General features: G+C 43.2%; 29 protein-coding genes and 1 rRNA gene. 24 read left to right on the forward strand and 6 right to left on the reverse strand.

Annotated elements, in window-relative coordinates; translation table 11 throughout:
- The first annotated feature begins 6 nt into the window (after positions 1 to 6).
- Positions 7 to 1644, forward strand: a complete 1638-nt coding sequence (locus AB1L08_RS09500) for an FAD-dependent monooxygenase (RefSeq protein WP_413064415.1) — start codon at positions 7 to 9, stop codon at positions 1642 to 1644.
- A gap of 36 nt (positions 1645 to 1680) precedes the next feature.
- A complete protein-coding gene (locus tag AB1L08_RS09505) occupies positions 1681 to 2112 on the forward strand; it encodes an SRPBCC family protein (protein ID WP_413064416.1) in 432 nt (143 codons plus the stop codon).
- Between the two features lie 249 nt (positions 2113 to 2361).
- Here the strand turns inward: AB1L08_RS09505 and AB1L08_RS09510 are convergent, their stop codons facing one another.
- Positions 2362 to 2832 (reverse strand): MarR family winged helix-turn-helix transcriptional regulator, encoded by a 471-nt coding sequence (locus tag AB1L08_RS09510; RefSeq protein WP_413064417.1) that lies wholly within the window; start codon positions 2830 to 2832, stop codon positions 2362 to 2364.
- Positions 2833 to 3068: 236 nt separating this feature from the next.
- On the opposite strand from AB1L08_RS09510, the gene AB1L08_RS09515 reads away from it, so the two are divergent.
- The 8 genes from AB1L08_RS09515 (at position 3069) to AB1L08_RS09550 (ending at position 11152) form a co-directional block, all read left to right on the forward strand.
- A complete protein-coding gene (locus tag AB1L08_RS09515) occupies positions 3069 to 5102 on the forward strand; it encodes a multicopper oxidase family protein (protein ID WP_413064418.1) in 2034 nt (677 codons plus the stop codon).
- Between the two features lie 69 nt (positions 5103 to 5171).
- Positions 5172 to 6143 carry an ATP-binding cassette domain-containing protein gene (locus tag AB1L08_RS09520; protein ID WP_413064419.1) on the forward strand — a complete coding sequence of 324 codons (972 nt, stop codon included), beginning with the start codon at positions 5172 to 5174 and terminating at the stop codon, positions 6141 to 6143.
- On the forward strand, positions 6140 to 6901 hold the full coding sequence (locus AB1L08_RS09525; protein WP_413064420.1) for an ABC transporter permease: 762 nt from the start codon (positions 6140 to 6142) through the stop codon (positions 6899 to 6901). The genes AB1L08_RS09520 and AB1L08_RS09525 overlap by 4 nt, the downstream gene beginning before the upstream one ends.
- Positions 6902 to 7049: 148 nt before the next feature.
- Entirely contained in the window at positions 7050 to 7652 is a 603-nt protein-coding gene (locus tag AB1L08_RS09530) for a hypothetical protein (protein ID WP_413064421.1), read from the forward strand.
- A gap of 23 nt (positions 7653 to 7675) precedes the next feature.
- Positions 7676 to 8107 carry a LysE family translocator gene (locus AB1L08_RS09535; protein WP_413064422.1) on the forward strand — a complete coding sequence of 144 codons (432 nt, stop codon included), beginning with the start codon at positions 7676 to 7678 and terminating at the stop codon, positions 8105 to 8107.
- 530 nt (positions 8108 to 8637) lie between these two features.
- Entirely contained in the window at positions 8638 to 8988 is a 351-nt protein-coding gene (locus tag AB1L08_RS09540; protein WP_413064423.1) for a VOC family protein, read from the forward strand.
- A gap of 43 nt (positions 8989 to 9031) precedes the next feature.
- A complete protein-coding gene (locus AB1L08_RS09545; RefSeq protein ID WP_413064424.1) occupies positions 9032 to 10426 on the forward strand; it encodes an MDR family MFS transporter in 1395 nt (464 codons plus the stop codon).
- A gap of 150 nt (positions 10427 to 10576) precedes the next feature.
- Complete coding sequence (locus tag AB1L08_RS09550) at positions 10577 to 11152, forward strand: PadR family transcriptional regulator (RefSeq protein ID WP_413064425.1); 576 nt, start codon at positions 10577 to 10579, stop codon at positions 11150 to 11152.
- Positions 11153 to 11350: 198 nt separating this feature from the next.
- Here AB1L08_RS09550 and AB1L08_RS09555 read toward each other — a convergent pair whose 3' ends face one another.
- Positions 11351 to 11674 carry a hypothetical protein gene (locus AB1L08_RS09555; RefSeq protein ID WP_413064426.1) on the reverse strand — a complete coding sequence of 108 codons (324 nt, stop codon included), beginning with the start codon at positions 11672 to 11674 and terminating at the stop codon, positions 11351 to 11353.
- A gap of 534 nt (positions 11675 to 12208) precedes the next feature.
- On the reverse strand, positions 12209 to 12811 hold the full coding sequence (locus AB1L08_RS09560; RefSeq protein WP_413064442.1) for a TetR/AcrR family transcriptional regulator: 603 nt from the start codon (positions 12809 to 12811) through the stop codon (positions 12209 to 12211).
- Positions 12812 to 12986: 175 nt separating this feature from the next.
- Here AB1L08_RS09560 and AB1L08_RS09565 point away from each other — a divergent pair, with 175 nt between their 5' ends.
- A complete protein-coding gene (locus AB1L08_RS09565; protein WP_413064427.1) occupies positions 12987 to 13562 on the forward strand; it encodes a hypothetical protein in 576 nt (191 codons plus the stop codon).
- Positions 13563 to 13761: 199 nt separating this feature from the next.
- On the opposite strand, the gene AB1L08_RS09570 is transcribed toward AB1L08_RS09565, so the two are convergent.
- Both AB1L08_RS09570 and AB1L08_RS09575 read right to left on the reverse strand, forming a co-directional pair.
- Positions 13762 to 14397, reverse strand: coding sequence for a LysE family translocator (locus AB1L08_RS09570; protein ID WP_413064428.1), 636 nt, complete (start codon positions 14395 to 14397; stop codon positions 13762 to 13764).
- Positions 14398 to 14537: 140 nt separating this feature from the next.
- Positions 14538 to 14669 (reverse strand): hypothetical protein, encoded by a 132-nt coding sequence (locus AB1L08_RS09575; RefSeq protein ID WP_413064429.1) that lies wholly within the window; start codon positions 14667 to 14669, stop codon positions 14538 to 14540.
- A 487-nt stretch (positions 14670 to 15156) separates the two neighbouring features.
- Here AB1L08_RS09575 and AB1L08_RS09580 point away from each other — a divergent pair, with 487 nt between their 5' ends.
- The 5 genes from AB1L08_RS09580 to AB1L08_RS09600 all read left to right on the forward strand — a co-directional run bounded on the left by AB1L08_RS09580 (position 15157) and on the right by AB1L08_RS09600 (position 19049).
- On the forward strand, positions 15157 to 15567 hold the full coding sequence (locus AB1L08_RS09580) for a hypothetical protein (protein WP_144463655.1): 411 nt from the start codon (positions 15157 to 15159) through the stop codon (positions 15565 to 15567).
- A gap of 57 nt (positions 15568 to 15624) precedes the next feature.
- The gene (locus AB1L08_RS09585; protein WP_413064430.1) at positions 15625 to 16728 is read left to right on the forward strand and encodes a sensor histidine kinase; all 1104 of its coding nucleotides are present in this window, start codon (positions 15625 to 15627) and stop codon (positions 16726 to 16728) included.
- Complete coding sequence (locus AB1L08_RS09590) at positions 16725 to 17330, forward strand: response regulator transcription factor (protein ID WP_413064431.1); 606 nt, start codon at positions 16725 to 16727, stop codon at positions 17328 to 17330. Before AB1L08_RS09585 ends, AB1L08_RS09590 begins: the two co-directional genes overlap by 4 nt.
- A 67-nt stretch (positions 17331 to 17397) precedes the next feature.
- A complete protein-coding gene (locus AB1L08_RS09595) occupies positions 17398 to 18312 on the forward strand; it encodes an ABC transporter ATP-binding protein (protein ID WP_413064432.1) in 915 nt (304 codons plus the stop codon).
- Positions 18309 to 19049 (forward strand): ABC transporter permease, encoded by a 741-nt coding sequence (locus AB1L08_RS09600; protein WP_413064433.1) that lies wholly within the window; start codon positions 18309 to 18311, stop codon positions 19047 to 19049. Before AB1L08_RS09595 ends, AB1L08_RS09600 begins: the two co-directional genes overlap by 4 nt.
- A gap of 294 nt (positions 19050 to 19343) precedes the next feature.
- On the opposite strand, the gene AB1L08_RS09605 is transcribed toward AB1L08_RS09600, so the two are convergent.
- Positions 19344 to 19784, reverse strand: a complete 441-nt coding sequence (locus AB1L08_RS09605; protein WP_413064434.1) for a LysE family translocator — start codon at positions 19782 to 19784, stop codon at positions 19344 to 19346.
- A gap of 195 nt (positions 19785 to 19979) precedes the next feature.
- Here AB1L08_RS09605 and AB1L08_RS09610 point away from each other — a divergent pair, with 195 nt between their 5' ends.
- The 8 genes from AB1L08_RS09610 to AB1L08_RS09645 form a co-directional block, all read left to right on the forward strand.
- Positions 19980 to 20117, forward strand: a complete 138-nt coding sequence (locus tag AB1L08_RS09610; RefSeq protein WP_413064435.1) for a hypothetical protein — start codon at positions 19980 to 19982, stop codon at positions 20115 to 20117.
- Between the two features lie 3 nt (positions 20118 to 20120).
- On the forward strand, positions 20121 to 20366 hold the full coding sequence (locus AB1L08_RS09615; protein ID WP_413064436.1) for a tyrosine-type recombinase/integrase: 246 nt from the start codon (positions 20121 to 20123) through the stop codon (positions 20364 to 20366).
- Between the two features lie 14 nt (positions 20367 to 20380).
- On the forward strand, positions 20381 to 20530 hold the full coding sequence (locus AB1L08_RS09620) for a hypothetical protein (RefSeq protein ID WP_413064437.1): 150 nt from the start codon (positions 20381 to 20383) through the stop codon (positions 20528 to 20530).
- A gap of 273 nt (positions 20531 to 20803) precedes the next feature.
- Positions 20804 to 21811 carry an iron-siderophore ABC transporter substrate-binding protein gene (locus AB1L08_RS09625; RefSeq protein ID WP_413064438.1) on the forward strand — a complete coding sequence of 336 codons (1008 nt, stop codon included), beginning with the start codon at positions 20804 to 20806 and terminating at the stop codon, positions 21809 to 21811.
- 4 nt (positions 21812 to 21815) lie between these two features.
- Positions 21816 to 22886 carry a FecCD family ABC transporter permease gene (locus AB1L08_RS09630; protein ID WP_413064439.1) on the forward strand — a complete coding sequence of 357 codons (1071 nt, stop codon included), beginning with the start codon at positions 21816 to 21818 and terminating at the stop codon, positions 22884 to 22886.
- A gap of 52 nt (positions 22887 to 22938) precedes the next feature.
- Positions 22939 to 23985, forward strand: a complete 1047-nt coding sequence (locus AB1L08_RS09635) for a FecCD family ABC transporter permease (RefSeq protein WP_413064440.1) — start codon at positions 22939 to 22941, stop codon at positions 23983 to 23985.
- Positions 23986 to 24137: 152 nt separating this feature from the next.
- Positions 24138 to 24986, forward strand: a complete 849-nt coding sequence (locus tag AB1L08_RS09640) for an ABC transporter ATP-binding protein (protein WP_413064443.1) — start codon at positions 24138 to 24140, stop codon at positions 24984 to 24986.
- A gap of 388 nt (positions 24987 to 25374) precedes the next feature.
- Positions 25375 to 25635, forward strand: a 16S ribosomal RNA gene (locus AB1L08_RS09645); the annotation flags it as partial.

Below are 25635 nucleotides of genomic sequence, written 5' to 3' on the forward strand. Positions count from 1 at the left end.
TTTTTAATGGATAAACAATTAAATCAATCCTCATCACTTGATGAAACGGTGCCTGTCCTCGTTGTGGGAGGAAGTCTGGTGGGCCTGTCATTTTCCATTTTCCTGGCTCGCCAGGGAATTAAGCCATTAGTGGTAGAGCGTCATCCAGGAACAGCTATTCACCCGCGCGTTTCGAGTCTAACCGCCCGAACGATGGAAATATTCCGTTCAGCAGGGATCGAGGAGGAGATTCGCCGTGAAGAACCCCCTTTTCCCCGGGAGTTTGGCATCATGTTTGTAGAGAGCTTGGCTGGGCAATTATTTGACAACTTGATGGAAGACATGAGTGCCTACTTTACGGATACTAGTCCTGTTGAAGGAAACGGCATTGCACAAGATCTGCTTGAACCGGTTCTACGGGCACAGGCCGAGAAAGCCGGTGTTGATTTGCGCTACAATACGGAGTTGATCGAGTTTGAAACTGATGAGGATGGCATCTCGGCCATGATTCGTGATCGAGTCAGCGGCAAAACGCACCGTGTTCGAACCAAGTATATGGTAGGCGCGGATGGGAGTAAGAGCGGGATCCGTACACAATTAGGTATTGGCCAACACGGAGAAGGTACGCTCTTCCATCTGATCAGCATAGTTTTTGATGCAGAAATTCACGAGTTGTTCAGAAGCCAAAACGCGCATATGTGTTTTTTCGCCAATGATACTGTAAGCGGAAGTCTTGTTCTGTACCCTGGAACTCTCAGAAGACCGCATATATATCGGTTGGATGTTATATATGATCCCGAAGAGGAAACCATTGAGGATTATCCAGAAGAACGTTGTATGTCATTAGTTCGAGCAGCAATCGGAATTCCTGACATTCCTGTTACGATTAAAAAGGTACTAACCTGGGAAATGGCCGGTCGCGTTGCTGATCGTTTCCAAGAAGGACGGATTTTTTTAGTTGGCGATTCTGCAAGGGTTCAACCTCCAAGCGGCGGTTTGGGAGGAAATACCGGCATCGCTGAAGCGCAGAATCTTGCCTGGAAGCTGGCCGCTGTCTTACGTGGTGAAGCCGGTTCGGATTTGCTTGCCACATACGATGCTGAACGGCGCCCCGTAGCAGATTACACGGTAGAGCAGATAGTCACGCTTTCCCAGCAGCGCGAACATGAAGGGTCGGATGGGATTACAGTAAGCACCCTGCATGTCAATATGGGATATCGTTATCAAGATGGCGCATTTGTACCGGAAGCGGACGGAAAGAACCTTCCGATTGTACAGTCGCCCGAGTTATGGAAGGGACAGCCGGGAACCCGCGCAGCGCACATCGTTCTCGAACGTGATGGCAATAGCATTTCTTCATTAGATCTATTTGGTTCTCGATTCGTCTTACTCGTTGGATCAAACGGACAAAACTGGGTGGAGGCTGCTCAACATGTTAAAGATACACTCCATCTCCCGATCGATATTTATCAGATTGGCGGGCATAATGCTGATTTCAACAATCCCGGGAACGATTTTCTTGACGCATACGGAATTACTTCCACAGGGGCTATCATCGTGAGGCCTGACGGGTATATCGGATGGCGAAAACCGGGTACTGAGGAGAATAAGGAAGAAATGGAAAAAGTGTTGACCAATGCTCTGTCGACCATCCTTTTTCGTTAAATCAACTACATCAAAAAGGAAAGGAAAATAAGAATTATGCTTACATTTGAATATACCGAAATCTATGATTATCCCGCATCTATCGTTTTTTCACGCCTCATTGATCTAAAAGGGCGACCTTCCTGGATTAAAGGCATTATGGAGGCTCGAGTTACTCCTGAAGGACCGGCTCAGTTGGGGACCAAGTATTTCGAAAGTGGAAAATACTCAGGCTTCAAGAGCGAAAAAAACATGATCGTGACCGAGCTTGTTCAGGATCAATTGTTGACGCTGGAGACAGTTCCTGATGAAAAACAATCGTTTCGCGAAAGCTATCGTATTGAGCCGATCTCGGATCAATCTTGCCGTGTTCATTTCTCCATTCAAGTTGACAACGTTCCGAAGGTAGCTGAATTTTTCATGCGTCAATCGATGAAGAAAGAGCAGCCGCAAACAGCTGCTGGCTTGAAGGCTGTCCTTAAGGGTTAACCTCCGTACAGTTTGCTGCAGTGCGAGAGTGGTATAGGTTTCAGCATAGCCTGCCAAGTCCAGGACTAAAACTAGTTCTAAATTTGTAACGGTAATACGTCATTTTTTCGCCATTTATCTTAATAATTAAGATAAATGGGATTGGACTGTCACGATTGAAGGCGGGGATTCGTTCAATCCAGAATATTACACTTGCCCCAACCATGCTAGTACAGGTGGCCGATGTTCTAACAACATCGGCTTAACTGATTACTCTATAGTCGGTTTACGAAGGTCGTCGGTAAGCTTTCGAAGAGAGTGACAGGAGAGAATCAAGTAATCGAGTATGGTCTCTAACTCCTCTTGACTGTACTTCGAGTAGAGTTCGAGCATGGCATCGTTTAACGGAGCGAATGCCTTTTTAATCGTATGCAATTGTGAATAGAGCGGCTCGGCATAGACCACTCTGAGATCGTTAGGATCCTTCGTCCGGCGGATATAGCCCGCTTTTTCTAAGCGATTTAGCACGCTTGTAATAGCACCCGTGGTTAGTCCGGTCCACTCTGCTAGCTGTCCTGCAGTGGCTCTTCCTCTGCTTAGAATCAAATCTAAGCACTTATGATCTGTAATGTTAAGGCCAAGATGCCCGGCTATCGCCTGATGAAACATGATAGTTTGAGTGGATAACTGTTTGGAAGCTTCTAAAAGTGACAGATGAAGGTCTGTTTGTGTCGGTCGCATAATACATACTACCTTTAATTTATCTCGATTCATAAAGTATAACATAAGGGATCCATTCACTGAGCGATATATGTTGGGGCAGTCAGAACTCTTAATCAGCCTTAAGACTGAGGTAAAGGTAACGACTGATTGATATTATGACATAAACATGATTCATCCATTTATCTTAATAATTAAGATAAATTTCAGGAAAAGAGGGAACAGTCGTGTTCGAATTCCTTATGGGAGTAGAATTTTTGTTATTACTGGTACTAGTGGGTGTCTCAGGGGCTACTGGCTATGCCGCGAATCACCTCAAATATGTGGGAGAGAGTGAATCGAGCTTCCGATTATGGCTAAAAGCAGCCAAAGTTGGCGTCTATATCGGTACCGCCCTAATCATGGTTTGGGCACTGGACATCATGATAATTTTCGTAAATTACGGATGGCTATTTATCATGGACCGGGTCTTGAACCTATTGCCTCTGTTAAGCTTGCCAGCGGCAATTGTGTTGATCTTTGCGCTGCCTAACTTATCGAGGGAAACCAATAAAAAGTCTTTACTGTTCTTTATTGTGTCTGTACATGTAATGACTGTGGGAGCAGTACTTGCCTTTTTTTTAGTAACGATAGACATACCTGCAATTCCTAATACAAAAGATCTTTTGATTTATGGTGGGGCACTGATCATTTCAGCAGGTCTGCTATGGCTTTACCATGGAAGAAGGATAAGGATACTTGAAAATCGGCTTCCACGATTTAGCATAAGAATCATAAGAGGAGCTGTATATTTCGTTTTGGTGTTTGTAGTAGCCATAACAGGATTAGTCGTTTCTCAACAGATGAGTGAATTTCCTGGCAGGATGAATATGGTCCATCACCATACTGCCGATTTTGGGGGTGGAGATTACAGCTTAGATAAAAATACAAATGCCCACCATGACGGTCATGATTCCAATTCAGACAGTAAGCCGATTAGTGTTGTGGAGTTGAAAGGACCTCAAACAGACGTTCCTGACAAAAAATACGTCCTCTACGCAGAGACAAAGAAGATTCGTCTTGCTTCCGGTGAAACCATTGAAGCGTGGACGTTTAATGGTCAGAGCCCAGGCCCAGAGCTTGTCGCCAACGAAGGGGATTTGGTGGAAGTAAGATTGGTGAATAAAAATATCGATAGTGGGGTTACCATTCACTGGCACGGAGTAGATGTCCCTAATGGTGAGGATGGAGTTGCCGGGATGACGCAGGATGCCGTAATGCCTGGAGAGTCGTATACCTATCGTTTTGTTGTAAAAGAGGCGGGAACTCATTGGTACCATTCCCACCAGCAGTCCTCCATCCAAGTGCAAAAGGGGCTATTCGGGGCCTTTATCATACATCCATCCAGTCAACGTGAAACAAAAACGATGGATACGACGATTGTGGCCCATGATTGGATCACTCCGGACGGCAGGAATATTCCAGCCCTGGATACGGCAGATACATTCCAAAGGAAAATGGTTAATCCGGGAACACCCGTACGTCTCCGTCTCGTAAATGCGGGTAATTTAACTCGTACGTTTTCCTTGAACGGCGTGCCTTTCAAGGTTGTAGCCATCGATGGGTATGAGTTGAATGAGCCAGGTACTCTGACGACTAGTTTATTACGAATCGGAGGAGGGGGGCGTTACGATATCGAATTCATCATGCCTGACACTGCCGTTACGCTGGCAATGCTAATGGAAGGCAAACCAATAGGAATAGTGTATAGCCCAGACGGACATGGGGAACGAAATGTGCTCGATGAGGGAGAGATTTTAGATATCACTAAATATGGATCACCGGCACAGGCTCCATTCAATACCTCGACCGTGTTCGACAGAACGTTTACACTCATTCTTGATCAGACCTATTTTGGTGTCTATAACGGTGAGGCAGGACAACAGTGGGTTATTAACGGAAAAACGTTCCCTGATACTCCGACCCTTATGGTCAAGGAGGGAGATCTTGTGAAGACAACATTTGTAAACCGGAGTTTTGCCGATCATCCGATGCACCTTCATGGACACCATGTCCAAGTCATTAGTAAAAATGGAAAACCGATTAGTGGTAGCCCACTTGTCCTAGATACTGTAAATATTGAACCCGGCGAGACGTTTGAAGTTGCTTTCCTGGCAAATAATCCTGGTCTATGGATGGATCACTGCCACAATTTGGATCATGCGTTAAGAGGGATGACGATGCATGTGGCTTATGAAAATGTATACACTCCTTTCGCGATAGGAAGTGAGACGGGTAATAGTCCGGAATAGGCTTGATGCTATCGTAAAGCTTGGGTATTAAAAGAAGCTGAAAAACAAAGAAAGAAGGGGATAAACATTATGTTCAAATTAATAAGTGTTGAAAGTTTAAGTAAGACTTATGTGAGCAAAAAGGAAAAAATTATTGCCGTTGATAATATTAGCTTTACAGTCGATCAAGGAGAAATTTTTGGTTTTCTTGGACCGAGCGGAGCAGGTAAAACTACTACACAAAGAATACTGACAACATTGTTGCCCATTAGTAGCGGAACAGCTTATATAGCTGGATATAATGTGTTAACCGAAGCCAAAAAAGTCCGTGCAAATATAGGCTATGTTAGTCAGCTTGGTGGTGCTGATCCAAACGCCACAGTACGGGAAAATCTGGAACTATCAGGAAAATTATATGGGCTATCAAATGATGTTACAGTGCAAAGAATTGAGCAATTGAGTAAATTGCTAGATTTTCATGAATTACTTCCGCGCTTTGTTCGTACATTGTCTGGCGGGCAAAAACGTCGTGTAGAGATTGCTCAAGGAATTTTACATGAACCAAAAGTTTTATTTCTTGATGAACCAACGACAGGACTTGATCCACAAAACCGCGCTAATTTATGGCAGCACATTAAAAAATTACGTGACAATGGAATGACCATTTTCCTAACGACTCACTATTTAGAAGAAGCGGACGCGTTATGTGACCGTTTAATTATCATAGACCACGGCAATATTATCGCTGAAGGAACACCTACAGAATTAAAGAAAAAGATTTCGAGTGAAGTTGTTTCAATGGAAATGAAACATCTGCATGACAGCGAAAAAATGAAACTATTTTTTAAACAATTAGAACTTGATAAAGTGACAGAAGCAAATATGAAATTTTCCATTTACACTGACATAGGTGAAGAATTAATTACTGATATTATTAACTTCACAAAAGAACATCAGATTGAATTAGCCAATTTATCGTTATCAATGCCTTCCTTAAATGATGTCTTTTTAACATTAACTGGTAAAGAATTGCGTGATGGCGGAAAGGAAGAAGAACAATGATGCAGGTTGTACGGGAAACGAATATTTTCTTTGTTCGTAAATTAAAAGAGTCAGCTCGCCAAATTGTTTGGGTAATCTCAGGTTTGATGACTCCCTTGTTATATATCTTATTATTTAGTCCATTATTGAAAAACATTACCCATCCTGCTATGACTACAGCTCAGGTTTTAGATATGTTTGTGCCGGGAATTTTAGTTCTCTTAGCGTTTAGTTCAGGAATGGGTGCTGGATGGTCAATGGTTTTTGACCTAAAAAGTGGGATTATTGAACGTTTACGTGTAACCCCAGCCAGTCGGTTCGCTATGTTAATGGGAGGGGTATTAAAAGATGTCGTAGCGTTCCTTATTCCAGCAATTATCGTTTTAGTAATCTCAAGTTTATTTGGTTATGAAATGCACTTTGTTGGTATTTTATTACAATTAATATTACTCTCGGTTCTTACGATGATGGTTTCAGCATGGTCTGGAAGTCTGGGTTTAATTTTCCAAGATGTGGGTGGGGTTGCTGCCGTAGTAACAAGTTTACAATTACCGTTAACCTTACTTTCCGGAATTTTATTACCAATGTCATTTGGACCAAAGTGGTTACAAGTACTCGCCCATTTCAATCCGCTATATTATGGAGTAGAAGCATCCAAAAAATTAGCGGAAGGATCAATTATAAACCAATCAGTTTTCGCAGGATTTATTGTCATTGCGGTTATTACAATTATCACATTGATTTGGTCAACTCGCGTTTATAACAAGGCCATTGCATAAGATTTTAATGGAGTGGCAAAAGTAAATGAATTGAATAATTCTTTTTTCCATTATTTATGTTGAAAGTCATCTTTGGCTTTGCGGTTGACCACTATAGAAAAAACTATAGGAACAATTGGCATGAGCGCGTCAAGAGGGGAGCGAACAAATGATAAAACGTGAAGATCTGCTTGCTTGTCAATTTCAGCTGCAAGCGGAGGCCGCTGCAGTGGTGGAAGAATTGAACCTTATCCAATCGCTAAAAGCAGCCGGCATGCCCGTCAAAGTTGGAAGTGCGGCACTCGGTTTAATGACTTGGAGAGACCTTGATATGACGGTCGTTTGTTCCAAGTTGGACATTGCTGTAATCTCTCGAATTGCTTCGCAATTGATATTGAATCCCAAGATTCGGCAGATGAAATTTATGAACGATACCGGTAGCTGGAACACCGATCCGGCTTACACGGACGGGTATTTTATTGGATTGGATTACTTATCTAAAAGCGAGAACCAATGGTCGCTAGATATTTGGTTCGTTGATGATCCTGAGAAACAACCTGATCTGCGGCATATTCGTACGTTGCCCGGTCGTCTTCATGAAGAGGCGGTTCTCTCTATCCTGCGGATCAAAACTGTCTGGGCATCGAGAGCCGAGTATGGTAAACAGGTGAAAAGCTTTGATATCTATACGGCTGTATTAGATCATAAAGTGAGCACACCCGCTGAATTTGAACAATGGCTGCAAAACCGTAACAACAATATATCATCTTGAATGCTTTTGAAGGGGGAAGCCTGATGTCGGATTTTTCAACTTTACTAGCGTATGTGATCGTTGTCATTCTTCTATTTTTAATTCCAGAACCAGCCATTCTTCTTACCATTACTCGTACCGTTCAAAACGGGCGAAAAGGAGGCATTATGGCAGGGCTTGGCATCGCAATCGGGGATTTTCTTCACACCTTATTTGCTACTGTCGGGCTCTCCACTATATTGATGACCTCTGCTCTAGCTTTCAATTTAGTAGCGGTATACTTACTATATTTAGGAGTTCGCGAAATGATGAGTAAGCCATCAGAACCGCAACTTCCAAAGGTTAAATCGGGAGGAGCTTTAAAGTCATTCTTTTCGGCAACTGTTGCAGAAGTTCTTAATCCAAAGACAGCGCTGTTTTTTCTGGCTTTTTTGCCTCAATTTGTTCATCACGAACGAGGTCAAGTCACCATGTAGTTTTTGATCCTTGGTGTCGTCTTTGTGATTTTAAGTGCATTGTATACAACCTCGATTGTACTAGGTATCTCTGCACTTGGAAAACTGGTTAAACGGAGGACATGGATAAGCCGTTTAAGCCGCCTAGGTAGCAAATTCGTCGGAACAATCTATACCGGACTAGGCCTAAAGGTTGCATTCCAAAGACAGTAATGATGCAATAACGTCAAGATTGAAAGCCGCCCTTTAGTGATATCGTCAAGTAGACGGTGGAATAAAACAAAATGTCTAAGCCGCCTTAGCTCGAGCTTCTCATCGGGCTAAGGCTGTTTTAGTCTAGCATACTTCACCCATCATTGAGAAAGGCACATCACGTGCGGCAGGATCGAGGGCGACGCAAGGCTGCCCGGATAGAGAGAGCGCCCTTTGGCGTTCTCTTTTTTACGTAGCTCCTCACCATTTTTTATAAAAATATATCAATAAGATATGTTTACTTATTATATTAATTTGATATAATAAAATAGATCAAACGAATAAGGAGGAAATATAAGATGTTCAAAAGCGGCAATGTGACTGTAATGGTAGCGGATATGAAAAAGGCGGTAAAATTTTACGCCGAAACCTTGGGATTGGAGCTGCAGCACGGTGACGGGCATTTTGCGCAAATCGCGGCACCTGGATTGACGATCGGTCTCCTGCATCTTGCCGGAGAACAAGGTTCCCTTCCGGAAAAATCGGGCAGCATGTCCATAGGGTTTGAGGTGGAGGACATGGAGTCAGCCATCGAAACGCTGAAATCCCGCGGCGTTCAATTCCAAGATTCCGTGGAAGGCAAGGCGGCCAATGTCGTGCATTTCAACGATCCTGAAGGCAATACCCTTTACTTGGTTTGCAATCGTTAAACCAAAGGGCGGCATAAAGAAAATGTAAGGAGGCGTTTTCTGCATGGCCTCGAAAACCAACGTCAACATGGTTGTCGCCGGACTGCTGGCGGCGATGTTTATTGGCGCTTTGGATGCGACCGTCGTCGCCACCGCTACCCCGCATATGATCAAGGATTTGCACGGCGAGACGCTGTTCAGTTGGGTGTTTGCGATTTATACGTTGACCACCTGCGTGGCGACGCCCATTTTCGGCAAGCTCGCCGATTTGTTCGGGCGCAAACTTGTGTTCGCCTCCAGCATCGGTTTATTCGTGCTCGGTTCCATCTTGTGCGGAGCCGCGCAATCGATGACGGGGCTCATTTGGTTCCGGGCTTTGCAAGGATTTGGTGCCGGGGCGCTTGCGCCCGTGTGCTTTACCGTCATCGGCGATTTGTTCTCGGGCAAGCAGCACGGCAAAATGATGGGTGTCTTTTCGTCCGTTTGGTCCGTGGCTGGCCTTCTCGGCCCGCTAATCGGAGGTTACTTCGTCGATCAAGTTTCCTGGCGATGGATTTTCTACATTAACGTGCCGATCGGCATCATCGCCCTGCTGCTGGTCGTCGTATTTTTGCACCAGCCGATCGAACGTCAGGCGAAAAAAATCGATTACCTCGGCGCGATTATGTTTACCATTGCCTTCTCCGCGCTGTTGTATGCGCTGCTGAGCGGCGGGTCACGGCATACCTGGGATTCCCCGGTGATCATGGGGCTGTTCGCGGCATCGGCCGTATGTTTTATGTTGTTCCTCTGGATTGAAAAACGGGCGGAGGAACCGATGATCCCGTTATCGATTTTCCGGATCCGCGTATTGAACGTCACCAATATCAGCGGTTTTCTGACGTTCAGCATTACGTCGGGGTTGACGGTGTACTCGCCGATCTGGATTCAATCCGTGCTCGGTAATTCCGCGACAAGCTCGGGCCTGATCGCTATGCCGATGTCGCTGGCCTGGCCGCTCGCCTCCAACATCGCCGGCCGGCTCATGTACCGGGTCGGGGTGAAGGCATCGATCGTATTCGGCTCTTCGCTGGTCATGGCAGGCTCCATCTGGTTGATTGCGCTTCAGATGAACTCGCCCTACGTATTTTGGATCGGTATCCTCGTGCTAATCGGATTGGGAATGGGGTTCGTTGCGACGCCCTCCACCGTTGTCGTGCAATCGGTCGTCGGCTGGGAAAAACGCGGCGTCGCCAACGCTTCCAGCATGCTGGCCCGTGCGCTGGGCCAAACGGTCGGCATCGCGGTATTCGGCACGATTTACAACCAGTATGTAACCATAATCGGCTCCAAAACGGAGCTGACTGCCGGAATGCATGCCGTTTTTCTACTCATGTTGGGGATCGCGATTGCGAACCTGCTCGCCGTATCATTCCTGCCGAAACACCGCCAAGTGATGGCGCAGCAGCATTCGGCGTAACGGCAGGGTAATAAAGCGAAATACCGGAACCGGCCGCAAACGGATGCGGCCTGGAAAAGTCGCGACCTGCGGATTTTCTGTTTTTTCAGGCAGCCGTATGTTATACTGTTGTTTGCTTAAAAGCAGTAAACCTACAAGGGGGGCTTTCGTTTGTACGAATTGTTCATACTCGGCGAATTGATGAATAACCCAATGCATGGCTATTTGCTGCATCAGATTTTGAACGGGATCGTTGGTCCTACGCGAAAAGTCAGCTGGGGGGCGATTTATCCGCTGATCCACGGCATGCTTGCGGACGGGCTGATCGAACAGGTTCCCGATGAGCAACCGGAGGGTGCCAAAAAAGGAAGAGGAAAAAAAATAAAGACTTATAAACTTACGGACGAAGGCAGAATACGTTTTTTTCGATTGATGGAAGAACCGATTCCATATTCGCCGGATTACGAGCTGCATTTTTATACGAAACTGAAAAATTTTGAACTGATCAGCAAGGAATTGCAGTTTTTAATTTTGCATCAATACAAAGATTACCTGCGTTATGAAATCCGCCACGAGGAAGAACGGTTGGAATATGCGAGCAAAGACGAACGGATTCCCGGCGGGGAGCAGAAATATATTCAGATCTTTTTCCGGCATCGGCTGGAAAAGCTTCGATTTGATGAAACGTGGGTTATGCAGTTAATCGAGAGCCATCGCGTGGATGGACAAGGGATTGAGCGGGAGTGAAATTGAAAGGCTTAAGGATAGCAGATCATTAATAGGATGGGGGGCGAGCTAAAAAGGCTTGGCCCCTTTGCTTATTCCTCACGCGGCTTTTATTTTCTGTCTCTTCGGAAAATTTGGTTGAAAGTCATTCAATATAACATAGTGATCTAAAATCGGAATATATGGTTTTCTGTCGATGACTTGTCAGTGATCTACTCGCTATTGAAGGTTACGGAAGGGGCGATGATACCTAGAAAATAACCGTCGGGATAGGCTGGATCCATTGATGAATTTCAAATCGCGGACTTGAGGATTGGACATCAATTGCGAAGCTATTCCAGAAATTGTAGCGATGTTTAACTTAGAACAAACGACTGTCATATCGAGGTCTCTCCAAACCATTAAACCTAGAGCCGCACTCCCTACCTTTAGTGGTGTACCGGCTTCTTCCAGCAATTGCTTAAGGTGCATTTCTTCAACAATTGCATCTGCTTCAGCTTGCAGCTGCAGTTGGCGGGCAAGTAGTTCTTCCTGTTTTATCATTTTCAACACTCCCTTGTATTATATAATTCAAAAACAAAAATTTGATCTTTGACAATTAAATATTTGCGTTAACTTCGGCTGTAAATAGAAGTATCAAATTTAATGTTTGCTCAAAGCCACAGCGATAGCTGCTTGCCATTGACCGTAGTGCCCGATTCTTAGTATGCGGTGGAAGGGGTCGGGGCCCCATCAGCGAATACTTAGAATCGATTTGTCCGTGTTACCATCAAATGCAGGATGAGTCTCTAGGCTTTATTTTTAGCCATCCTGCGTTACGTTTCACAACACGGACAAAAGCTAGGTCAATGGTGGCGGATAATAGCCAAAGCTTCTTTACCGATTATTTCACTCTTGGATACTGCGCGATATAATATTGTCTCTACCATTAACGAAAAAGTGTTAGACTTCTTTGGTGAAGGCGAGACCCTTATCACTCTACAAGCAGTATTGTTTGACGGAAATACTGACACACAACTACAAGACGATCACTAATAAAAGTATTGTTAATTTCGCAAAAAAGGGATTCGGTTTGTACTATTCCTGAGGCTGTGCCCGTCCAGCTACCCCATAAAAGAACAATTCCATCAATTGATCCATATTCTCGGTTGTCCACTTTTGATTCGATCCCTCCCAATTCCGGACCAGTTCATTTTGGAACATTGTAAAATAACGCATCATCATCTCTTCAGATTGATCTTTTCGAATATACCCCTCTTGTTTTCCAAGTGCGACAAACTTCTTAAAAAAAGGTACGACCTTCTGCTCGCTATAACCGTCCATCATTTGTATCAACCCTCTTAAATCAGAAGATGGGAATTTCGGAAACTCATCTGCTAAAATTTTCAAATTTTTAGCCTCCAACAGCATGATTTTTTTAGTTATTTCAAGAAAAGATAACTCGGAATTCAGTATGTCCTCGTACTGTGCCAACTGCTTGTCCAGCCAATTCATCAGAGAATCAGTATAAAGCTGTTCTTTTGTCCCGAAGTAATTATATATGGTTGCAGGAGAAACATTCGCTTTATGCGCAATCTCATTCATGCTAACCTTCTGAAAGCCGTATTTGAAAAATAATTCAATCGATGCGCTGAATATTTGCTCCATTTTTTTCTGTTTCCGTCGTTCGTAACCGTTCATCATCGTTCACCTCATATGTAGTGTAACCAAAGTTTTAGACTGATTCAATAAAAACAGTACAAAACATATTGAACAATGAAGTTCATGTAGATATAATAGTTTTAGAGATAAATGCTATACATAATACATAACTTTATAAAAAGGTGTTATTTATTGATGATGGGAGTGGCGTGAAATGAGAAAGCTTCGAATTCCTTCTTTTTTGCATGATGTATTTGGTGAGAAACAGTCTGTTGGATCTATTTTAGCGATACTGCTTTTTGGCGGTATATTGGCGGCTGCGTTATATTACCGATTCCCTGAATTGGCCAACGATTTGCCGGTGTGGCGCAGCGCCCTGGCATTATTATTGATTTTCGATGTTTTTGCGGGCGTTATAGCGAATTTTACAGCATCAACTAGCAATTTTTATGCGGTGCGGAAAAAAAATCGGATCGTATTCATCGCGATCCACGTCCATATCGTGCTTATTGCCCTGCTTCTCAATACAAATATTGGGTATTCAGTAGGGATATGGGCTTATACGATCATCGGGGCTTTTATCGTAAACTCCCTTATTGGGAAGCATGTGCAATTATTTGTAGCGGGCTTGCTTTTGTCTGTTGGTCTGGGGGTCGTGCCGATGCTGCCAGGAATAACTCCATATATGTTGACCATTAGCTTACTGTTTTTGATGAAAGTGTTGTTTAGCTTCGCAGTCGATCATTATGGAAATACCAAACATAGTACTAAAAAAGAATACCCCGGCTAGAATTAATATTTCGAGATCATTGCTCAGAGAAAATGGGGTTTGTTGATTTTGTGCTTGGAAGTAAAGTAACCATCTATCTGTTACACTGATAGATGGTTACTGAGGTTGTTTAAAAATAAGCGTTTTCTTTCATTCTATAATTTTATAGGAATCATGAAGTAGGTTAAGTTTTGGGAAACGAATAGTTTGTATTCGCCATCTATTCTTGAGTTTGAAGCGCTAAACGTATGCCTAATCCAATATAAATCAAACCAACAATTTTCTCGATTTTATTAGCAAAAACACCTGATGTTTTGAACATCTTTGCTCCAATGAAACTTGTACAATAAGCCAAAAAAGTGGTATATACAATACTCATTAGCACAAATACAATACCTAAAACAAAAAGTTGTAATGTCACACCACTTCCGTCATTTTGGATAAATTGAGGTAAAAATGCTAAAAAGAATAATGCTGTTTTGGGATTCAATATTTCCGCTAAAAAGCCTTGTTTAATTGATTTCCAGCTCGAGCTTTTATCTGTACTCACAGACGTTTGTTCAAGGTTTGATTTTTCTTCTTGTTTAGCCTTTGTCAGTAATATTTGAATTCCTAAGTAAAATAAATAAAGAGCTCCGATATATTTGACGATTTCAAATGCTAGAGCAGAACTTAATAATATCGCTGATAACCCTAAAACAGCGAACAACACGTGAATACTATCCCCTAAGGCGATTCCACAAGCAGTCATAATACCATTTTTTCTCCCGCTTTTTATCGTTTGAGAAATTGTAATAATCACTGCAGGACCCGGGACTAAAAATAAAAGAAACACAACGACAATAAATGAAAACATGTTGTCACTCCACCTTTCTTCCATAAAAAATCATAACATTTTCATTATTATGATATGCTGATTTTCTACCCAATTTAAACTGAATGAATATCGGAATACTCTTTTTTATTAATTAGTTGTAAAAACAAACATTCTACAGCTTATGAATATCTACCCAATATTAAATTATATACAATTTTCGGCATAGCCGTCGTAACAATCGATGACTCTGCAGCCGCTAAAAAGGTAGCGACAAAGATAAAGATCATAACCATCGATCGATTCATGTTCATAATAATAAGCATCCTCCTTTATTTGGTTTAGCATGTATAGCTTCCAAATAAAGGTGGGCACTTGTTTATACATAAGAATATGATCATAACGTTCATCACTGCCTAATATCGACATTACGATAGGAACTGTGCGAGTTGCTCACGGAAGGTTTTCCTTCCAAAGTGATTCATCTCAATTTTTTAAATATTTATGTTTAAATGGTATCTTTAATAATTAGAATTTGTCAACAAATAAAACTGTCCGGATTTATATAGGTTAAATGGGGGGTACCAGCAATAAGGAAGAAAATTAGAAATGTAATCGGGCCAGTCCGTAGATGTTGCCGCCATTTTTCCTTAAAAAGTCATTTTTAATAACATGAACCGATCCGAAAAACCTTTAAAAAATGATATTTATCATTTCAAAAAAGTGATATACATAACTACCGGCCCCTGTCGGCTTTTCGATATGCTTTTAATAAATTAAATGAAGGAGGCACAAAGAACAATGAGAAAAGGTATATTAGTCGGTTTATATGCAGGGGTTATTTCAGGAGCGGCAGGTATTGCTGCGGCTTACCTGTTAGGTGCTGTGACAGGCCTGTGGTTCTCCCAGTTAAATTGGATCTCCATTGCGGTTGCTTCGATCATCGCAAATATCGCCGGGGCAATGATTTTCGTAAAGTGGTTTCAAAAAACTGCCAAACCTTCACTCTATTATGTTCTGCTGGCCGGGGGTGTCACTCTGTTGTCTTCACTGAATGTTTGGGCCAATCCGCCCGCAGATAAATTCTGGGTTATTGCACAGCCGGTGCATGTCGTGGTCTTCTTACTTTCGATCTGGTTGGTTCCGATGTGGCTGAAACACTGGAAGCAGACCCAAATTCCCGGGGCCTCGATTACCAACGAAAAAGGTTAAGGTCAATGGCTCAAAGCCATATGGTATGATAGAGCAAAATGAGGAAGGTGGTAAGAAATGGCTCACGCCAGACTGCCGTGGGAAACAATGATGTTGCTTCCTCCATTGATTTCTATGATTATTTTTCCGCAACCGACTGGGTACAACTATCTTTTGTTTTTTATAATCGCAACAGCTCATTTGATCAGCATTATGAATGCGAAACACCGAACCTTTTTCATCATTGTTCAACTGGTCGCGATTGCTTTATGGGGGGCTTTCTTGAGCCCGTGGGAATTGAGCTTCGGCTTTTATCCGGCTTTGGTGATCGGCAAGTACCCATCCTACCGTAAAATTACCGGGATGACCGTACTCATGGCTGTGCTCTTTGCCGGGGCGGTTGGGTTCTATTTCTGGAAAGAGTCGAATCCATTGTACCTTGGCTGGTATTCGATTCTCCTCATTCTTTTCTTGTTGCCCTACATGGTGAGAATGATCCGGAAATCACATGAAATGAAATTGGGGTTACAACATGCCAATGATGAAATTTCCCGACTGATTAAAAATGAAGAGCGCCAGCGAATCGCCCGTGATCTTCATGACACGCTGGGCCATACCCTGTCTCTAATTACGTTGAAAGGTGAATTGGTGGAGCGGCTGATTCCCAGGAATCCCGACCAAGCCTCAAAAGAAGCACGTGAGGTCCAGAATATTTCAAGATCCGTTTTGTTGCAGGTTCGGGAACTGATCAGTGATATGCAGTCCATCGATCTCGGCGAGGAGTGCCAGCAGGCGGCCCAAATGTGCGAGTCCGCCGGAATTTCATTCAAATTGGAACGCAATGATGAACTTGGTGGGGCCCCGCCGATTATTCGAAATATCCTGAGCCTGTGTCTCCGCGAATGTGTCACCAATGTCGTGAAACACAGCGGCGCGCACAAATGCACAATCCGCCTCGAAGAAGGACCAGGAAAATACATTCTTCAGGTGGAGGATGACGGAGTTGGTATTGGGAAGGAAAATCACGACCGGTTCGGCAGCGGCTTGTTGGGCATGAAAGAACGGTTGTTGCTGATCGAAGGGAAACTTGAAGTGGAAACCGGGGAAACAAAAGGGACGAAAATCACGATTATCGTGCCGAAAGTCAAGAAACCGGCGATCAAGAAGGAGGGAATCCAATGAGAATCGTCATTGCGGAAGATCAGGGAATGCTTCGATCCGCGGTCAGCCAGTTGTTGGCCCTGGAAGAAGATATTGAAATTGTCGGGGAAGCCGACAACGGTGAACAGGCTCTCCGGCTGGTCCAGGAAAAAAACGCCGATATTGCCGTGCTCGATATAGAGATGCCATTGTTAAGCGGACTGGAGGCAGCGGAAAAGTTGAGGGATGAAGTCAGTGAATGCCGGGTCGCCATCGTGACCACCTTCGCCCGAAGCGGGTACCTGCAACGTGCCGTGAAGGCCGGAGTGATGGGTTATTTGCTAAAAGATACGCCCGTGTCCGAATTGGCGGAAGCACTGCGAAAAATTCACGCGGGCAAGCGTGTCTTTAGCCCGCACCTTACTTTTTCCATGATGGAAGAAATCAATCCACTCACGAAACGAGAATCCGAGATTTTGTTGCACTTGAAGAAGGGCGACTCCGTCAAAGAAATCAGTAAGGCTCTATATATCTCTCCAGCTACGATCCGCAACTACATTTCCGAAATTATTCAGAAGCTTGAAGCGAGAAACAGGATGGATGCCGTCTCAATTGCCGAAAACAAAGGGTGGCTGCCGGAATAACCTTTTTTGTCATGCAAGACTGAAGAGCAAAAATCCATTCATTTTTTTTGAAAGAAGGAGAAAAAAGATGAAACCTGTCATTGAAGTTGAAGGCTTGACCAAACAGTACGGGGAAACTCGAGCCGTACAGGGGGTTTCGTTTACAGTCGAAAGAGGCGAAATTTTCGGGATTATCGGTCCGAACGGAGCCGGTAAGACCACCACCATTGAGATTCTGGAAGGACTGCGGAAAAGAGATTCCGGAAACGTGCACGTACTCGGCTTTGACCCCGCCAAGGAATCCGACCGCTATCAATTAAATAAAAAAATCGGGGTGCAGTTCCAGGCCACATCCATACAGGAGTTAATGAAGGTCAAAGAAGCGCTGAATCTGTTTTCCTCTTTTTATGACACACATCATAACCTGATGGACATTATTGAACAATTACATTTGAAAGACAAACTCAATTCGTATTTCAAGGATCTTTCCGGTGGCTGGAAACAACGGGTAACGCTCGCTTTATCCGTTTTGCATCAACCCGAAATCGTGTTTTTGGATGAACCGAGCATGGGGCTTGATCCGCAAGCACGCCGCGAATTGTGGGAAGTCATCCATACCCTGAAGAAACAAGGAACCACCATCCTGGTCACAACGCATTATATGGAAGAAGCAGAAAAACTTTGCGACCGGATCGCCATGGTGTACGATGGCAAAATCAGGGCACTTGGAAAACCGAATGTGTTGCTTGAAGACCTGGCGACAAACTACCTGGCGTTTGAGAGTTTTGATGTGGATCCCGATGTATTGATCGCCCTGCCCAGCGTGATTCATGTGGAAAAATCCGCGGATCGGGTGAGAATTCAAACGGAAAATCTCCAGCGTTCTGCCTACCTGGTTTTAAAAGAATGTGAAGAACGCGGTTGGAAAGTGGCTGCATTCCGTTTCGAGAGGGGCACGCTGGATGATTTGTTTGTCCACCTGTTAAAGGAGCGATCAGTGTGAATAAAATTGTGAAACTGTCGGTAATGGAAACCAAGTTATTTTTTCGAGAAAAAATGGCCGTGTTCTGGACCTTTCTGTTTCCGGTACTGATGATCTGGCTATTCGGGGCGATGTTCGGAAGCGCAGAAATCGGCGGGATGACTTACAGCAATGCTTACATCCCGTCCTGGATTGCCGTGAATATCTTGACCACTGCGTTTTTCGGAATCGGAACGGTGATGGCCAACTATCGTGAAAAAGGCATTTTGCGACGCTATCAGGTCACAACAGTAAGGCCCTGGATGGTGTTAACGGCGCAAACCGTGCAGGGAACCGTCATTTTTGCCATCAGCGCCGGAATTATTCTCATTTTTGGATTCCTCGTCTTCAATTTACATGTACCGAAATATTTGGGAAGTACCTTGTTGGCCATCCTATTAAGCCTGGTTGCCTTCTTCCCGTTCGGCCTGTTGATCAATTCAATTGCCAAAACCGTGCGAACGGCCTCAGCCATCAGTTCACTTGCCTTGAATTTGATGATTTTTCTATCGGGAGCCACCTTTCCGATTGAATGGATGCCAAACGTATTACGTGTTATCGCCCACATCCTTCCGCTTTACTACGTCATTCATTTAATAAGGCAAACATGGAATTTCACACCGATTTGGGAGAATGGCGTGGATGTCGCGGTCCTCATTGGTGTCGCCATCGTGTCGATCATTTTGTCCTCATGGTTTTTCCGCTGGAGCGTAGAATAAGATGATCATGTTTGAGAAATCTTTACAAAAATACGTTTTTTATTCGGTAAATATCATGGGCTGTGATGGCAAGCCTTGACATTTTCTTATTGCGGGTGGTGTCAGCTTCGCTGGTACTACCCCGAAAATGAGGTTTGTTGATTTTGTGCCCGGAAGTAAAGTAACCATCTATCTGTTACACTGATAGATGGTTACTAAGGTTGTTTAAAAACAAGTGTTTTCTTTCATTCTATAATTTTATAAGAATCATAAAGCAGGTTAGGTTTTGGAAAACGAATAGTTTGTATTCGCCATCTATTCTTGAGTTTGAAGGGCTAAACGTATGCCTAATCCAATATAAATCAAACCAACAATTTTTTCGATTTTATTAGAAAAAACACCTGATGTTTTGAAAATTTTTGCTCCTATGAAACTTGTACAATAAGCCAAAAAAGTGGTATATACAATACTCATTAGCACAAATACAATCCCTAAAACAAAAAGTTGTAATGTCACACTACTTCCGTCATTTTGGATAAATTGAGGTAAAAATGCTAAAAAGAATAATGCTGTTTTAGGATTCAATATTTCCGCTAAAAAGCCTTGTTTGACTGATTTCCAACTCGAGCTTTTATCTATACTCACAGACGTTTGTTCAAGGTTAGATTTTTCTTCTTGTTTAGTCTTTGTAAGTAACATTTGAATCCCTAATTGAAACCTCTCCCCATTGAAATGGGGAGAGGTTTCAGAAAGCATGATTTAATCCAGCTTGGATACCCCAAGTATAATTCTATACGAATCAAATTTGATCATAATAAACGCTTAGGGCGTGTACCCACGAGTCGATTCTAGGTTGTGAACTAGAATTGGAGGAAGACAGTCATGGCTAAAAATATGCTGGTGTATATATAGCTCGGGACGATACTTCTATGAAACGGAACGGGGAACAGATTGCATTACTGGCAAGCGACTTCGAAAAAAGAGCGTACAAATCAACAAGGAAAAAAAGTTGCTTCTGCTTTACAAGCTTTTAAAGAATGGGTACAGGTGAAAAATGAATATCATAAAGCAGATGGTTATGGAAATTAACATATGACGTATGGTCAATTCATGGATATTGTATACATTCCTGCTTATGAAACGGAGGTAGAAGAAAGTACTTTTTCTGTTCGCAAACGAACCATAGAAAGTATGAGAGATCGCTTTTCAAACATTGACCTTCATTCTTTGGCTGTAGAAGATGTCCAACGTTATCGGACCTGGTTACTTTCAGATAAAGGAGCCGGATATTCTCAGGCATATGCAAGTTTGGTATTTGTATGTTTTGTAAAAGTCTAGATAGGGCAGTTGATATGCAATATTTTGAAGTGAATGTTTCTAAAAAGGTGAAAGCAATCGCCAAAGGAAAAGCAGTTGTTCCTTATTGGACAAAAACAGAATTTGAGAAGATTATTTCGGCTATTTGTCTGGATCCTTTTATAAAGATCTTTGAGTGGGAATAATGAAGAAAGGCTATAAAACCCAATGGTTTATAGCCTTTTATTTATTGGATGACTCCATTTTGATTCACTTTACGAAGTATTTTGCTGCTAATATCCACTTCAAATTAAAATTGCAAACTGGGAAAACCAGTATTTTCCTTGTCGGGAAATGCCTAGGCTCTATAAACAACTCTTGACAAAATATTTAGGTTCTGGCAATAATTAAAGAAAATGATAATCATTATCAATGAATGCTTGCAATTATAAAAAAGAGTTAAGGGAGAAAATGTGTCAATGAGAAAAAAATTGCGCTTCACTCATTTGTTAAGCTTTGTGATGGTTGCTTTTGTAGCGATTGGATTAGCTGCATGTGGCTCTAAAACAAGTGAACAGCCTGAGAAAAAATCAGATAACGAAACAAATGGCTTTTCAGCTGTTACAATTGAAACAAAGTTTGGCAAAGCAGAGATTAAAGAACAGCCCGAACGTATTGTTGCGCTTGGCTGGGGTGATGCAGAAACCGCTCTAGCCCTTGGAGTAGAGCCTGTTGGTGCCAGTGATTGGCTTGCTTTTGGCGGTGAAGGTGTAGGGCCTTGGTTAGAAGGAGCCTATAAAACTCCCCCAACTATTCTCGGAACTACGGAACTTGATTATGAGCAAATTGCTTCACTTGAGCCGGACTTAATACTCGATGTAAGATCCTCCGGTGATCAGGAACGTTACAATCGTCTTTCCGAGATTGCCCCAACCGTAGGTGTTCCTGAAGGCGGCGATAATTACTTGACCTCCTATCAACAACAAGTTCAAATGATCGCGAAAGCCTTGGGAAAGGAAGCAGAAGGCGAAAAATTATTGAAGGATGTTGACGCTGCTTTTGAAAAAGCAAAGGAGAAATACCCGCAATTTACTGGCAAGACTGTTGCAGTAGGCGCATACACGTCTGAAGGCTGGGGGGCGTATGTCACGGGAGATTCCCGTGTTGATTTTATGACTAAGCTTGGTTTTACAAATAAAAAAGAAATTGAAGAAAAAGCAAACGATGATTTCTATATTAAAATAGCAGACGAGCAATTAGAGCTTTTAGATGCTGATTTAACAGTTGTTTTACCAATTTGGGTAGACACAAAAGAGGTAACTGGCAATGCTCTTTATAAAAAAATCCCTTCAGTTGTTGATGGACGATCGATTATTATTGATAGCGATTATGCAAATGCCTTTTCATCAGGTACGGCACCTGCCTTACTTTGGGCAATTGAAAAATTACCACCCATGTTTCATCAAGCTTTAGAAGGCGGGGAGTGAAATAGTGACAGCAAGTAAGCAGCCAATAGGTAAACCAAAAAAAGTAGTTGAAAAGAAAATGAAGCCAATTACTGCCTTACGGTTGCAACGGATGATAGGATTAGTCGTCGCACTATTCCTTTTATCGGTGGCGATTTTTCTAAGTCTCATGATTGGAGCAAAGCCGCTTTCCTTTGGTTTCGTTTGGGAAGCACTGTTTTCTTCCGCCAACAGCTATGACTATACGGTCGTTCATGAGTCTCGCATACCGCGTACCATCATCGCCCTTGCGGTTGGACCAGCCTTTGGTCTTGCAGGAGCTGTGATTCAGGCTTTAACACGAAATCCACTGGCTGACCCCGGCATTCTTGGCGTAAATGCAGGGGCAGCCTTTGCTGTTGCATTGGCAGTTGGTGTTTTTTCAATTACATCGATGTCAATTTATATATGGTTTGCACTTGCTGGGGCGCTAACCACAACTGTTGCCATATATTTCATTGGTGGTGGTGCAGGTAAAAAATCTCCATCGCCTGAACAAATTACCCTTGCAGGAGTGGCAATGGGCGCAGCATTGGGTGGAATCACTACTTCGCTATCTTTGATGAATAGCCGAGCATTTGCAGGGATGCTGAACTGGAGAGTTGGTTCATTGGCAAGAAAAGGTCTTGAAGATCTTTGGCCGATTATTCCGTTTCTCCTTGTCGGCATCTTAATAGCCTTGGCCATTGCCCCGGCGTTAAATCCTATTGCCTATGGTGACGATCGTGCCGCTTCTCTTGGTGTGAATCTGAAGATGATTCGAATTCTTGGTTTGATTTCCGTCACGCTATTAGCGGGTGGAGCAACGGCAATTGCAGGTCCAATTGTTTTTCTCGGTTTAATGGTTCCCCATTGTGTGAGATGGTTTATTGGCCCGGATCAACCATGGATTTTTCTATATTCCTTGGTCATAGCCCCATTGATTTTGCTTCTATCTGATATTATTGGAAGAGTTGTCATATCTCCAGCAGAAGTTCCGGTCGGTATTATCACGGGATTTGTCGGTGCCCCCATTCTTATTATCCTTATGAGGAGACGTAAAGTGAGTAGTTTATGATGTGGGGACAAGAACCTTGATATCAGATTTAACGATAAAAGGAGTGAACTTCGTGGGTCGAGTTGATTTTGGCCGGAAATATATACAGCTAAAAGGACCGGTGAAACTGCGAATAGATGTAAGAAGTATGAGTGTTACTGGGATTTTCCTAATAGCTGTAATAGCTCTTGCCTTGTTTTCCCTCATGGTTGGCACACTTAAATTAAGTGTTGCTGAGGTGTTTTCTTCACTTTTTGGTGAAATGTCGGGATTTAAAAGGACGGTTGTGATCGATTGGCGGTTGCCGCGAGTGTTAGCTGCCATTGTTTTTGGTGCGGGTCTGGCGGTAAGTGGATCGATTTTTCAATCGATTACCCGAAATCCTTTAGGATCGCCTGACATTCTTGGTTTTACTACAGGCTCGTATACAGGAGCCTTGGTCGTGATGCTCGTAATCAAGTCGATGTCCTATACTTCTATCGCAATCGGTTCGCTTATTGGCGGTTTTGCAACGGCATTTGTCATTTACTTATTTGCCTTTCGCAAAGGAACACAGGGCTTCCGATTAATTATTGTCGGGATTGCCATTTCAACCGTTTTGGGCAGTTTCAATTCAATGCTGCTTCTTCAAAGTCAGGCTGAGGTTGCATTAACAGCGGGTGCTTGGGGAGTAGGGTCTTTAAACGGAGTTAATTGGTACTATGTGTTGCCGGCAACCCTGTTCGTATTGGTTCTACTTATATTAGCGCTAATCATGAATAGACCTCTCCGCGAAATGGAGTTGGGAAAGGATGCTGCTAAGTCCCATGGTGTCCATGTTGAATGGTCGCAATTCTTATTGATTATGATTGCCGTGGCTCTAACAGCATCTGCGACAGCTGTTATGGGACCGGTTACCTTTGTGGCATTAGCTGCTCCGCAAATTGCCTTTCGCATAACAAATACGAAAGAAAGTCTGGCTCCAACAGCAGCAGTCGGTGCATTTATTTTATTAAGTGCCGATGTGTTAGCACAGAGAATGATTCCCGGAACGATTCTTCCTGTAGGGGTACTAACCTTATCCCTTGGGGGGTTGTATTTAGTTTGGTTATTATTTCACCAAGCACGTTCTGCCGCGTAAGGAGAAAACTGCGGCGTTTAAACAAGCAGAACCACGCGCATAAAATCATTCTATTGGTCCAGGACAGGTTTTTTTAGTATAGGAAGCGCAAATAAACATCTTTTTAAAGCAATAAAATATACCGATAGACTTGAAAGAGGTTGTCATTGATTATGGCCATTACAAAAGCAGATATTCAAAGCCAAACGATTTCGCCTATACGTTCGCGACTGGGAGCAGAAGATGTTACCATCCAATACGATCATCGAGTGATTTACCAAAATCTCAAGATTGAGATTCCTGACCAATCTTTTACGGTCATTATCGGTCCTAATGCATGTGGGAAATCCACCCTTTTACGCACCCTTTCGAATATGATAAAACCTTCAGCAGGTCATGTGTTATTGGATGGGAAAAAAATTAGTACATATAAATCAAAGGAGGTGGCAAAAAAACTTGGTCTTCTGCCACAATCATCAACTGCACCTGATGGAATCACCGTCGCCAATTTGGTGGCACATGGACGTTATCCATATCAAAACTTCATTCAGCAATGGACTGAGGCAGATGAACAAGCCGTTATGACGGCGATGGAGCTGACCAATACAACCGAGCTTGGCAACCGATTGGTAGATGAGCTTTCCGGAGGTCAACGCCAACGTGTCTGGGTCGCGATGGTGCTTGCCCAACAAACCCCATTGCTTCTTTTGGATGAGCCAACCACTTACTTGGATATCGCACACCAAATTGAGTTACTCGAATTATTTACAGAGCTCAATGAACAAGGAAAGACCTTAGTGGCAGTGCTCCATGATTTAAATCATGCTGCCCGCTATGCCACTCATCTGATCGCCATGAAAGCTGGCAAGGTTATCGCCCAAGGGAATCCAGCCAACATCGTGACGGAAGAACTTATCGAAGAGGTTTTCGGACTAAAGTGCAAGGTCATCAATGACCCGGTAACCCAAACGCCGCTTATCGTCCCACTAGGTCGAGACCGTTCTAAAAAGGTCCGGCAGTGAAAAAAGACAACCATTTAGGGGGCGAAACATAAAAAGCCCCGGAGATTTTTGACTAATCATAGAAAAAATGACTGGCAAAAATGCACAAGTGTGGATAAGTGTTTTTCCTGATTTAAAGACCAAAAAACATAAATTTAATAAAAAATATATTGACCAAGACCGACAACGGTGATAGTATAATCCTGTTGGGAACAATCCAGTGATCTCAGGAAAAGAATTTCAAAATTAGTTGACAGTATCTAATTTGCGTGTTATATTAATAAAGTCGCCTCTAAAGCGGCGGGCTAATGTTTGATCTTTGAAAACTGAACGAAACGAAACGTCAATAATACTTTGATAATGGTTTAAGACCATTGCCAGCTTTAAATAATGAGCTAAACAAACTACTTTATATGAGAGTTTGATCCTGGCTCAGGACGAACGCTGGCGGCGTGCCTAATACATGCAAGTCGAACGCCGGATGTCGGGTATCAGAGGCCAGAGGTCGGAGAGAAAGACCTCTCGGGGAAGCTGAAAGCATCAGTGAACTGCTTTCATCAGGCTTCCGGCTTCCGATACCTGACATCCGGAGTGGCGGACGGGTGAGTAACACGTGGGCAACCTGCCTGTAAGACCGGGATAACTTGCGGAAACGTGAGCTAATACCGGA

It is taken from the genome of Siminovitchia jepli, assembly GCF_047228825.1.
In the GTDB taxonomy this organism is placed as follows: Bacteria; Bacillota; Bacilli; order Bacillales; family Bacillaceae_C; genus Siminovitchia.

Excerpts from the sequence above, each read along its gene's own strand:
- AB1L08_RS09540 (WP_413064423.1), top strand. The coding sequence starts at position 8,638 with ATGTTCAAAAGCGGCAATGTGACTGTAATGGTAGCGGATATGAAAAAG.
- AB1L08_RS09555 (WP_413064426.1), bottom strand. The coding sequence starts at position 11,674 with ATGATAAAACAGGAAGAACTACTTGCCCGCCAACTGCAGCTGCAAGCT.
- AB1L08_RS09530 (WP_413064421.1), top strand. The coding sequence starts at position 7,050 with ATGATAAAACGTGAAGATCTGCTTGCTTGTCAATTTCAGCTGCAAGCG.
- AB1L08_RS09505 (WP_413064416.1), top strand. The coding sequence starts at position 1,681 with ATGCTTACATTTGAATATACCGAAATCTATGATTATCCCGCATCTATC.
- AB1L08_RS09615 (WP_413064436.1), top strand. The coding sequence starts at position 20,121 with ATGACGTATGGTCAATTCATGGATATTGTATACATTCCTGCTTATGAA.
- AB1L08_RS09585 (WP_413064430.1), top strand. The coding sequence starts at position 15,625 with ATGGCTCACGCCAGACTGCCGTGGGAAACAATGATGTTGCTTCCTCCA.
- AB1L08_RS09520 (WP_413064419.1), top strand. The coding sequence starts at position 5,172 with ATGTTCAAATTAATAAGTGTTGAAAGTTTAAGTAAGACTTATGTGAGC.
- AB1L08_RS09590 (WP_413064431.1), top strand. The coding sequence starts at position 16,725 with ATGAGAATCGTCATTGCGGAAGATCAGGGAATGCTTCGATCCGCGGTC.
- AB1L08_RS09545 (WP_413064424.1), top strand. The coding sequence starts at position 9,032 with ATGGCCTCGAAAACCAACGTCAACATGGTTGTCGCCGGACTGCTGGCG.
- AB1L08_RS09575 (WP_413064429.1), bottom strand. The coding sequence starts at position 14,669 with ATGAACATGAATCGATCGATGGTTATGATCTTTATCTTTGTCGCTACC.
- AB1L08_RS09500 (WP_413064415.1), top strand. The coding sequence starts at position 7 with ATGGATAAACAATTAAATCAATCCTCATCACTTGATGAAACGGTGCCT.
- AB1L08_RS09625 (WP_413064438.1), top strand. The coding sequence starts at position 20,804 with ATGAGAAAAAAATTGCGCTTCACTCATTTGTTAAGCTTTGTGATGGTT.
- AB1L08_RS09560 (WP_413064442.1), bottom strand. The coding sequence starts at position 12,811 with ATGAACGGTTACGAACGACGGAAACAGAAAAAAATGGAGCAAATATTC.
- AB1L08_RS09595 (WP_413064432.1), top strand. The coding sequence starts at position 17,398 with ATGAAACCTGTCATTGAAGTTGAAGGCTTGACCAAACAGTACGGGGAA.
- AB1L08_RS09605 (WP_413064434.1), bottom strand. The coding sequence starts at position 19,784 with ATGCTTTCTGAAACCTCTCCCCATTTCAATGGGGAGAGGTTTCAATTA.
- AB1L08_RS09510 (WP_413064417.1), bottom strand. The coding sequence starts at position 2,832 with ATGCGACCGACACAAACAGACCTTCATCTGTCACTTTTAGAAGCTTCC.
- AB1L08_RS09525 (WP_413064420.1), top strand. The coding sequence starts at position 6,140 with ATGATGCAGGTTGTACGGGAAACGAATATTTTCTTTGTTCGTAAATTA.
- AB1L08_RS09565 (WP_413064427.1), top strand. The coding sequence starts at position 12,987 with ATGAGAAAGCTTCGAATTCCTTCTTTTTTGCATGATGTATTTGGTGAG.
- AB1L08_RS09570 (WP_413064428.1), bottom strand. The coding sequence starts at position 14,397 with ATGTTTTCATTTATTGTCGTTGTGTTTCTTTTATTTTTAGTCCCGGGT.
- AB1L08_RS09640 (WP_413064443.1), top strand. The coding sequence starts at position 24,138 with ATGGCCATTACAAAAGCAGATATTCAAAGCCAAACGATTTCGCCTATA.
- AB1L08_RS09580 (WP_144463655.1), top strand. The coding sequence starts at position 15,157 with ATGAGAAAAGGTATATTAGTCGGTTTATATGCAGGGGTTATTTCAGGA.
- AB1L08_RS09535 (WP_413064422.1), top strand. The coding sequence starts at position 7,676 with ATGTCGGATTTTTCAACTTTACTAGCGTATGTGATCGTTGTCATTCTT.
- AB1L08_RS09620 (WP_413064437.1), top strand. The coding sequence starts at position 20,381 with ATGCAATATTTTGAAGTGAATGTTTCTAAAAAGGTGAAAGCAATCGCC.